At 67.2% G+C, this 9645-nt stretch carries 6 protein-coding genes and 1 pseudogene; 4 read left to right on the forward strand and 3 right to left on the reverse strand.

The genetic code is table 11. The features are described from left to right. Positions 1-139: 139 nt before the first annotated feature. The 4 genes from ABZ622_RS36850 to ABZ622_RS36865 all read left to right on the forward strand — a co-directional run bounded on the left by ABZ622_RS36850 (position 140) and on the right by ABZ622_RS36865 (position 5394). The gene (locus ABZ622_RS36850; RefSeq protein ID WP_360550911.1) at positions 140-1324 is read left to right on the forward strand and encodes an alcohol dehydrogenase catalytic domain-containing protein; all 1185 of its coding nucleotides are present in this window, start codon (positions 140-142) and stop codon (positions 1322-1324) included. Positions 1325-1397: 73 nt separating this feature from the next. Next, positions 1398-2441, forward strand: a complete 1044-nt coding sequence (locus ABZ622_RS36855; protein ID WP_360550912.1) for an NAD-dependent epimerase/dehydratase family protein — start codon at positions 1398-1400, stop codon at positions 2439-2441. Positions 2442-3280: 839 nt separating this feature from the next. Beyond that, positions 3281-5002 carry a cytochrome c oxidase subunit I gene (gene ctaD / locus ABZ622_RS36860; RefSeq protein WP_360550914.1) on the forward strand — a complete coding sequence of 574 codons (1722 nt, stop codon included), beginning with the start codon at positions 3281-3283 and terminating at the stop codon, positions 5000-5002. Further along, entirely contained in the window at positions 4999-5394 is a 396-nt protein-coding gene (locus ABZ622_RS36865) for a cytochrome c oxidase subunit 4 (RefSeq protein ID WP_360550916.1), read from the forward strand. Before ctaD ends, ABZ622_RS36865 begins: the two co-directional genes overlap by 4 nt. A gap of 140 nt (positions 5395-5534) precedes the next feature. Here ABZ622_RS36865 and ABZ622_RS36870 read toward each other — a convergent pair whose 3' ends face one another. The 3 genes and pseudogenes from ABZ622_RS36870 to ABZ622_RS36880 all read right to left on the reverse strand — a co-directional run. Then, positions 5535-7145, reverse strand: coding sequence for a ubiquinol-cytochrome c reductase cytochrome b subunit (locus tag ABZ622_RS36870; RefSeq protein WP_360550918.1), 1611 nt, complete (start codon positions 7143-7145; stop codon positions 5535-5537). A gap of 358 nt (positions 7146-7503) precedes the next feature. Further along, positions 7504-8664: a PP2C family protein-serine/threonine phosphatase gene (locus ABZ622_RS36875; protein WP_360550920.1), complete on the reverse strand. Its 1161-nt coding sequence runs from the start codon at positions 8662-8664 to the stop codon at positions 7504-7506. A gap of 337 nt (positions 8665-9001) precedes the next feature. Beyond that, positions 9002-9645: pseudogene (locus tag ABZ622_RS36880) on the reverse strand (IS5 family transposase); the annotation flags it as partial.

Below are 9645 nucleotides of genomic sequence, written 5' to 3' on the forward strand. Positions count from 1 at the left end.
AGCGTGACCGTGCGGGAGGCGACGGAGGTGGCGCCGAGGCACCGGTCCCGGAGCGTTCCCACCGGCGGCGGGGCGGAGAACGACCCACTGGGAGCGCCCCCGCCCGCGATCCAGAGGTACCGCAGCGAGGAGAGACACCATGCGCGCACTCACCTGGCAGGGACGTCGGGACGTACGGGTGGAGAACGTCCCCGATCCACACATCGAGGGTCCCACCGACATCGTCGTACGCATCACATCCACCGGGATCTGCGGTTCCGACCTGCATCTGTACGAAGTGCTCGGACCATACCTGGAGCAGGGCGACATCCTCGGCCACGAACCCATGGGGGTGGTGGAGGAGGCGGCCCGTGACGTCACGGCGGTGCGGGTGGGTGACCGTGTCGTGGTCCCGTTCAACGTCTCCTGCGGCACCTGCTTCATGTGCGAAAGGGGACTGCACTCCCAGTGCGAGACCACACAGGTCCGCGAACAGGGAACCGGAGCTGCGTTGTTCGGGTACACGAAGCTGTACGGGCAGGTGCCCGGCGGGCAGGCGGAACTGCTGCGTGTGCCGTTCGGGAACACGCTCCCGATCCCGGTTCCGGACGGGCCGCCCGACGACCGATACGTGTACCTGTCCGACGTGCTGCCCACCGCCTGGCAGGCGGTACGGTACGCGTCCGTTCCTACCGGCGGGAGCGTCACGGTGCTGGGGCTCGGCCCCATCGGGGACATGGTGACCAGAGTCGCCCGGCACCTCGGCGCCGAACTGGTGATCGGCGTCGACCTTGTGCCCGAACGTCTCGCCCGGGCAGCCGCTCGGGGCGTTCAGATCTTCGACGTGAACCGCTGCGGCAAGGAGCTGCCGGAGGCGATCCGGGAGATCACCCACGGCCGGGGAACCGACGCCGTCATCGACGCGGTCGGGATGGAGGCCCACGGCGCGCCGTTCGCGAAAACCGCGCAGTGGGCCACCGGGCTGCTGCCGGACATGGTCGCCCGCAGGCTCATGGAGCACGCGGGTGTGGACCGTCTGGCCGCCCTGTACACCGCGATCGACGTGGTGCGCCGTGGCGGGACCATCTCGATCTCCGGCGTCTACGGAGGAGCGGTGGATCCACTTCCGCTGCTGACCATGTTCGACAAACAGATCCAGGTGCGGATGGGCCAGGCCAACGTCCGGCACTGGGTACCGGAGATCCTTCCGCTGCTCAACGACGAGGACGTGCTCGGAGTGGACGGATTCGCCACCCACCACCTTCCGTTGTCGGACGCCCCGAAGGCGTACGCGATGTTCCGGGACAAGGAGGACGGGATGGTCAAGACCCTCCTGCATCCGTAGCCCAGCCCGGCGGCCGGGGATCGGTCAGGCCGTCGGGGACGGCGTTCCCGCACGGTCCTTCGGAAAGGGCGGAATGAGCATGAGCACACATGCGGGCTTGCGCGTGGTGGTGACGGGAGCCACCGGCAACGTGGGCACCAGTGTCGTAGAAGCACTGGCGGACGACCCGGACGTCGCGGATGTCCTCGGCCTCGCCCGCCGGCGTCCGGAGACATCTCTCCCGGGGGTGCGGTGGGAGGCCGTGGATCTCTCCCGCGAGGACAGTCCGGGCGTGCTGGACCGGCACCTGGCCGACGCCGATGCCGTCGTCCACCTGGCCTGGCGTTTTCAGCCCACGCACGATCCGGTGGTCACCTGGCGAAGCAATGTCCTGGGGTCCGTGCGGGTCTTCGAGGCCGTGGCGCGCGCGGGTGTGCCGACCCTGGTGCACGCCTCTTCGGTGGGCGCCTACTCCCCCGGCCCGAAGGACGCGCCGGGGGTGAACGAGGAGTGGCCCACCCATGGGTGGCCGGATGCCGCCTACTGCCGCGAGAAGTCCTATCTGGAGCGGGTACTGGACTGCTTCGAACTGCGTCACCCGGGAATCCGGGTGGTGAGGATGCGGCCCGGGTTTCTGTTCAAGGAGCAGGCCGCCAGCGAGCAGCGCCGCATTTTCGCAGGCCGTTACGTCCCCGGCGCCCTGCTGCGCCCGGACCTTCTGCCGTTCGTGCCGGATCTGCCGGGGCTGCGATTCCAGGTCCTCCATACCGATGACGCGGCGCGCGCCTACCGGACGGCCGTACTCACAGATGTACGGGGCGCGTTCAACCTGGCGGCCGAGCCGATCCTCGGCCCGCAGGAGCTCGCAGACCTGCTCGACGCCCGAGCGATACGCCTCCCGACCGCAGTGGTCCGGACAGCGCTGGCGGCGGCCTGGCGCACCCACGCCGTGCCGGCCTCCCCACATCTCTTCGACGCGGTACTGCGCCTGCCGGTCCTCGACTGCGCCCGGGCCCACGGCCTGCTGGGGTGGCAGCCGTCCCGGTCGGCGCAGGAGGCGTTGTCGGCGTTTCTGCACGGCGTACGAAGTGGCGCGGGTCTGGACACCCCACCGCTGGTCGGAAAGCAGTGGGGGTGACCGCAAACGAGGCAGTGAACTCCGGCCGGAAGCAGGAAGGGCGGCAGCACCAGCGCGCTTCGCCGCCTTCCTCGGGTCACCGGAAGCAACGCGCTGTACGACACGAAACTCGACAACGCCCCCTTCGTTGCCCTCGGGGGCAGATGAACCGCAGCACGCGCGGTGCAGATCGGCATTGATCCGCACGTGGTCGGGCGCAGATTGCCCGTTCGAGGGGAACCTGATCGGTGACGCGAGGAGATGCTCAAGGAACTGCTGCCGAGGCTGAAGCCCAAGGAGCACATCGACTGGTCAGGAAGACACCGCCCGTTGGTGTGAGGTCATGGAGCGCCACGCCTCCGTGGAAACCGACCCTGTCAATCCGGAGTACGCGCCGCCTGCGCGGAGCGGCGGGCTCTTCGCCGAGACGTACGACATCCGTCGATGACAGCTCCGGAACCTCCCCCAGGCCTGCGTCCATGCCCTGTTCCCGGAGAGCGCCGCCCGGCTCGCGAGGCCTACGCCCTGAACTGCTCGCTCGTTCTCGGACGGTCACCTGACGGGGGCGCCTCGGCGCCTGAGGCTCTCTCACCCGTTCGGCAGCGAACCCCAAACGGTCCAGCTTCGTTCATATCGGTGGAGAGACCGGTTACCCGGGTCTGTCGCCGGCCGCTCTCGCTGTCGGCAAGCCCGGCCAGGCCTCGTGCACCACGTCACCGGCATTTCCCTGCCACCGGACGCCCGCGGTGCGTAGTGGCGGCCGATCAGCTCACAGGCGGTTTCCGGCCGATCGGAGAGGCTACCCAGCAGGTGCGGTAGTGGGGCCGGCCACGGTCGCCACCCGGAACGGCGGAGGCAAAATGTCACGGCTGGAAGACCCACGGTGGGCGATCCCGGAGGAGGCTGTGCCGGACAGCCCCCGGGTGCTCTTGGGCTGTCGGATCCGGGAGATCGTGACGACGACCGATCACAAGACGATCGGCAACATGTACCTCGTCACCTCGTTCGCCTTCTTCCTGTTCGCCGGGGCGCTGGCGATGATCATGCGCGCCGAGTTGGCGCGGCCGGGTCTGCAGATCCTGAGCCCGACTCAGTACAACCAGTTGTTCACTGTGCACGGCACGGTCATGATGCTGCTGTTCGCGACTCCGACCTTCGCCGGTTTCGCGAATGCCATCATGCCGCTGCAGATCGGTTCGCCCGACGTAGCGTTTCCCCGGCTCAACGCGCTGACCTACTGGCTGTTCCTCTTCGGGGGGCTGATCGTCGTCAGCGGACTCGTCGTTCCCGGCGGTGCCGCCTCCTTCGGCTGGTTCGCCTACGCCCCTCTGAACAGTGCGATCCGCTCCCCCGGGGCGGGCGGTGACCTCTGGGCGATGGGGCTGGTCCTGAGCGGTGTCAGCACCACTCTGGGTTCCGTGAACTTCATCGCCACGATCCTCTGCCTGCGTGCCCCGGGGATGACGATGTTCCGCATGCCGATCTTCACCTGGAACATCCTCTTCACTTCGCTCCTGGCGTTGCTGGCGTTCCCCGTCCTGACAGCAGCCCTGCTGGCGCTGATGGCGGACCGTAAATTCGGCGCGCACGTCTTTGACCCAGCCAATGGCGGAGCGCTGCTCTGGCAGCATCTGTTCTGGTTCTTCGGGCATCCCGAGGTCTACATCGTTGCGTTGCCCTTTTTCGGTGTGGTGACCGAGATTCTTCCCGTGTTCAGCCGCAAGCCCGTATTCGGCTATGTCGGAATGGTGGGTGCCACGATCGCCATCACCATGCTCTCGGCCTCCGTCTGGGCCCACCACATGTTCGCCACGGGGGCGGTTCTGCTGCCGTTCTTCTCGCTCATGTCGTTCCTGATCGCGGTGCCGACCGGTGTGAAGTTCTTCAACTGGATCGGCACGATGTGGAACGGAAGCCTCTCGTTCGAGACCCCTATGCTCTGGGCCCTGGGATTTCTCGCCACTTTTCTGCTCGGCGGGCTGAGCGGCGTCCTCGTTGCCTCACCGCCTCTGGACTTTCACGTCACCGACAGTTACTTTGTCGTCGCTCACCTGCACTACGTCCTGTTCGGCACGATCGTCTTCGCCATGTTCGGCGGCTTCTACTTCTGGTGGCCAAAGCTGACGGGCCGCATGCTCGACGAACGGCTCGGCAGAATTCACTTCTGGACTCTGTTCGTCGGATTCCAGATCACCTTCCTCGTCCAGCATTGGCTTGGTGAGATGGGAATGCCCCGCCGGTACGCGGACTATCTCGCAGCCGACGGATTCACCGTGCTCAACTCCGTTTCCTCAGTGGGCTCCTTCCTGCTCGGGCTCTCCACCCTGCCCTTCCTCTACAACATCTGGAGGACCGCGAGGTACGCGCCGGCTGTGACAGTGAACGACCCGTGGGGGTTCGGCCGCTCGCTCGAATGGGCGACCTCCTGTCCCCCGCCACGGCACAACTTCGAGGCGTTGCCAAGGATCCGTTCCGATTCTCCGTCCTTCGACCTGAATCACCCGGAGGCGTACGGACCGGGAGAGTCGGAGAACGTCGGCGCAGCTACCCCGGACACGCTCGGAGGGAGCAGCAGAGGATGAAACCGGAAGCCCAACTCTTCGCGGGTGTGGCCATGTTCTTCCTGGTCACCGATGTCGTCTATGCCGCGTTCGCGCGCGAACCCGCCGGCGTCGCGGCCCTGACTGTCTCCTTCCTCATGTCGGCGCTGATCAGCTTCTTCTGCGGGACGAACTATCGCAGGAAAGGCACGAGGCCCGAGGACCGCAAGGACTCGGAGATCCGGGAGCGTTCCGGCGTCGTGGACTTCTTCCCACCGCACAGTGTCTATCCGGCGGTCATCGCTGTGGGCGCGGCGCTGATCGGCCTGGGCGTGGTCTACGCACTCTTCCTTTTCCTCATCGGCCTTGGGGTCGCCCTCGCCGGGGTCTTCGGCATGACGTTCCAGTTCACCGGGCCCGACGACCGGGTGTGACGCGGCGCTTTTGGCGGGCCGGGCCTCTGCAGGCACCTGTCCGGCGCCTTCGTGACCCCGGGAAACTGTCGACGATTTCGGAACGGGTGCGTTTCCCGGAGGGGCGGCACTGCCGCACGGGCTTGCGGAACAGCGAGCCCCTACCGTTTCTCCGGATCACCCGCCGGCTCCTTGAGCCTTTCTTCGATCTGCGCGCGCTGTTCGGCGGTCGTCGGCATGTCGACCCGGTCTCGGTAGTACCAACGGCTCAACAGCGCGCGAACCCGTGCAGCCCTTGTCGCTCTTCTGACTGGCGGGGCGAGGGGCCGGGGAATGTCCCTCACGAGTGCCCGGTAGCGCCGGGCGACGTCGAGCGGCCGGTGGCTTTCGCTGATCGCGCCGTAGACGTTCTGCTCGACCTGGCCCGTTTCCTGACCTGTTCGCATTAATTGACGCTCGCGCGCCTGCAATGCGAGGCACACACGTTTGGTAACGAGATAGGCGATCAACGGCCCGGCGACCAACGCGATTCTGAGGATCCACGTCAGTGCTTCCACGGAGACACGGAAGACGAGAGCCGTTACGTCATTGCCGCCCGCCATCAGCAGTACCGCGTAGAAGACGACGGCCCCCACGCCCAAGCCGGTGCGGGTGGGGCGGTCCCGTGGCCTGTCGCACAGATGATGTTCCATGTCATCGCCCGTGACCCACTTCTCGAAGAAGGGGTACAGGTAGAGGACCAGGAAGAGCAAGCCGGGCAACACCACCGCGGGAATGAGCACGTTCCACATGAGTGTGTGCCCTGCCACCTCGTTCTCCCAAGGGGGCATGAGCCGCAACGCGCCTTCCAGGAATCCGACGTACCAGTCGGGCTGCGAGTCGAGGGAGACCTGATCTGCCCGATACGGGCCATAGCTCCAGACCGGATTGATCTGGGCCGTGGCGCCGAGCCAGGTGGTGAGACCCGCGACCATCAGGCTCAGACCTGCCGACTTGGCCACGAAGTGCGGAAACATCGGCTGCCCCACAGCATTGCGATTGGTCTTGCCGGGAGCCGACCACTGAGTGTGTTTCAGGTAGATGACCATCACCAGGTGCAGCAGCACCAGGCCAATGAGAAGGGCGGGAACGAAGAGGACATGGACGATGTAGAGCCGTGGGAGGACGGCATGGCCGGGGAACGAGCCGCCCCACAGGAAATGGCTCAGGTACGTCCCCACAACGGGGAGCGACATCACGATGGTGTTCGCGGTGCGCATACCTGTCCCCGACAGCAGGTCGTCGGGCAGGGAGTAGCCGCAGAAACCCTCCAGGAGAGCGAGGAGGAACAGCGTCACGCCCACCATCCAGTTCACCTCCCTGGGCCGGCGGAACGCACCAGTGAAGAACACCCGGAGCATGTGCACGCCCAAGGCCGCGACAAAGATCAGAGCGGCCCAGTGGTGCATCTGCCGGACCAGCAGCCCACCCCGCACATCGAAGCTGATGTGCAGCGTGGAGGCGTATGCCTGTGAGACGTTCAAGCCTCGAAGGGGTTCGTAGGAGCCGAGGTAGAGGCCTGTTCTCATGCTGGGGTCGAAGAACAGGGCGAGAAAGCTGCCGGTCAGCACCAGGACGACCAGGCTGTACAGGGCGAGTTCGCCCAGGAGGAATGACCAGTGGTCCGGGAACGCCTTGCGCAGCATCCCCTGGGCAGTTTCCGAGAGAGGTGTTCGGCGGTCGGCCGCGACATAGCCTGCCCGGGCAATCCGGTGCGACTTCTCCTTGATCATGCGTCCGCGTCTGGGGAACAGAAGCACCCGTCGACTCCCTCTCCAGCTTGCGGGTGGCACACCGAGCAGCGCGGTCACCACCTGCACCGCGCCACTGCGCACTATGGGGGCTGCCCGGTACCTACCGCCCCCATTACGCGGATCAGGGGCACGGCGCTTCGACGAAGGGGCTACCGAAGGACTCCGCTCCCGGACAGCGCCGCCGCGACGTCGGCGGCGCTGTCCGGGAGGGGCATGGGAATCGGGTACGGACCTTGCTCAGCTCCCGGTGCCAGCGAACCGGGGCGGCGAAGGCTGCACAGCCACAGGACGGCCTGGGCGCGGTCGAGAGCGGCGCTGGTGCGGCCGGGGCCGTTTCCTATGGGGTGGGGTGCCACTCGGCCATCACGATGGTGGCGTCGTCGGACATCTTGTGCTCCTGGTGGTGCTTGAGTTGCTGTAGGAGTCGGCGAAGGGTTTCGGGGGCGGGTTCGCCGGCGGCCATGGCGCGGATGACGGTGTCGGCGAGGCGCTGTTCGCCGAAGAGGTCGCCTTCGGGCGAGCGGGCCTCGGTGACGCCGTCGCTGTAGAGCAGGATGCGGTCGCCGGGCTGGAGCCGGGCGCGGTGTGTGGTGGGCGGAGTGTGGCTGTGGAAGTTCCAGCCCAGTGGCAGGTCGGGTTCGCGTTGGAGGATGTGCAGGACCTGTCCGCCGCGTACGAGCAGGGGCTGCGGGTGTGCGCAGTTGACCCAGGTGAGGGTTCCGTCAGTGACGTCGAGGTCGGCGATGATCGCGGTCATGAGCCGGTCGGTGAACCACTCGTCCAGGATCCGGTCGATCTCGGTGACGATGTCGGTGAGCCGGCCGCCGGAGCGGCGGGTGGCGCGACAGGCCGCGAGCCCGGCTGCGCTCGCTCCGCCGGAGGCCAGGTCGTGGCCCATGGCGTCCAGGAGCGCCAGATGCAGACCGTCGCCGGTGAAGCTGTGGTCGAACGCATCGCCGCCTGCGCTGTAGGCCGGCTCCAGCACGGCGGTCGAGGTGGCCTGGGCGGTGCCAATGGTGCGCGGTGGTAGGAACGCCCACAGCAGTTCGGCCTGGACGGCCATCGGCTGTCGGCGCTCGGCTTCCACGAGCAGGTCGCTGTAGGACGACTTGGACACGAGTAGCAGCGCGGTCACCCCGGCCAGTGCCTCGCAGTCGGCGACGGACAAATCGGGGCCGCAGGCTTTGAGCACGCCCAGGCGCTCGACGCCGTCGACCATGGGGATCCAAGCGGTCATGCCGTCCTGCGTCAGGTGCGTGCGCTCCATCCGGTAGGCCAGCCCGGCCAGGGACGAGTCGATGTCCAGGGTGGGCTCCCCGGCGGATGAGGGCTGTGGCAGGGCGATGAGCCGCGTCTGCTGCAGGTCGGTGACGTACACACCGGTGGCCGTCAGGCCGATGGCCTGGCCTGCGTCGAAGACCAGGCCGGCAAGGTCGCGGCCCGAGATCAGCTGCGAGCGTGCCACGAGGTCGGCCAGGAAGCTATTGCTCGCCACCATGGGAAGGGCCTCCCTTCCGGTGGAGCCAGTACCGCCCGCGTGGCTTGCGCGGGCGGTCGGCGCTCTCTACCCATGAGGGTGCCCACGACAGGCTCCGGGCATGATCACGTCGGGCGCAGGCTGACGGTTCAGACTCGTGGGCAGCGGTCCAGCGCTGCATGCAGCAGCCGCTCATGGATTTTAACATTGCAGTGCGATGCAATGCAGTGACTGCAACGGCCTCCGCGGCCCTGCTGCTACCCCGGAGCAGCAAGACGTGCTGCATCGGACCGGGCCGGCCTGCAACACGAGCAGCACCCTTGTGCCGCCTGGCCCATGCAAATGCTGCGCAGCACCCTTAGAGGTCCTGACAAAGGTGTCGGACGTGGCGGTGGGTGATGAGGCAGGTGGCGAGGCCGAGGAAGGCTTCGTGGTTGTCGTCGCGTCGTCCCCAGCGAACGCGTAGGCGTCGGAAGCCGTGCAGCCGGGCGATGGTGCACTCGACAACCCAGCGGTGGACCCCGAGGCCCGAGCCGTGCGGGACACCGCGTCGGGCGATGACCGGTTTGATGCCCTGCGCCCAGACGAGGCGGCGGTACTTGTCGTGGTCATGGCCTCGGTCGGCCAGCAGCAGGTCCGGGCGTCGCCTCGGCCGGCCTGCCGACCAGGCCCGCGACGGACGTGATCTTCGCAAGCAGGGGCACCAGCTGGGTGACATCGTTGCGGTTTCCGCCGGTCAACGACACGGCGAGTGGAATGCCCTGTCCATCGACGAGGACGTGGTGCTTGCTGCCCGGACGTGCTCGGTCGACCGGGGCTGGGTCCGCTTTTGGGCCGCGTCGAGCGGCCCTGACGTGGCTGGAGTCGATCACCGCCCCCGACCAGTCCAGTTGCTTCGCCGACCGCTGCTTCGTCCGCAGGACGGCATGAAGCCGGTCCCACACGCCGGCCTCGTTCCACGCGGCAAGCCGCCGCCGGCACGTCATGCCGGACCCGAACCCG

Origin of the sequence: Streptomyces sp. NPDC007164 (assembly GCF_040634135.1) — a bacterium.
Taxonomy (GTDB): domain Bacteria; phylum Actinomycetota; class Actinomycetes; order Streptomycetales; family Streptomycetaceae; genus Streptomyces; species Streptomyces sanglieri.

Excerpts from the sequence above, each read along its gene's own strand:
- ABZ622_RS36850 (WP_360550911.1), top strand. The coding sequence starts at position 140 with ATGCGCGCACTCACCTGGCAGGGACGTCGGGACGTACGGGTGGAGAAC.
- ABZ622_RS36855 (WP_360550912.1), top strand. The coding sequence starts at position 1,398 with ATGAGCATGAGCACACATGCGGGCTTGCGCGTGGTGGTGACGGGAGCC.
- ctaD (WP_360550914.1), top strand. The coding sequence starts at position 3,281 with ATGTCACGGCTGGAAGACCCACGGTGGGCGATCCCGGAGGAGGCTGTG.
- ABZ622_RS36865 (WP_360550916.1), top strand. The coding sequence starts at position 4,999 with ATGAAACCGGAAGCCCAACTCTTCGCGGGTGTGGCCATGTTCTTCCTG.
- ABZ622_RS36870 (WP_360550918.1), bottom strand. The coding sequence starts at position 7,145 with ATGATCAAGGAGAAGTCGCACCGGATTGCCCGGGCAGGCTATGTCGCG.
- ABZ622_RS36875 (WP_360550920.1), bottom strand. The coding sequence starts at position 8,664 with ATGGTGGCGAGCAATAGCTTCCTGGCCGACCTCGTGGCACGCTCGCAG.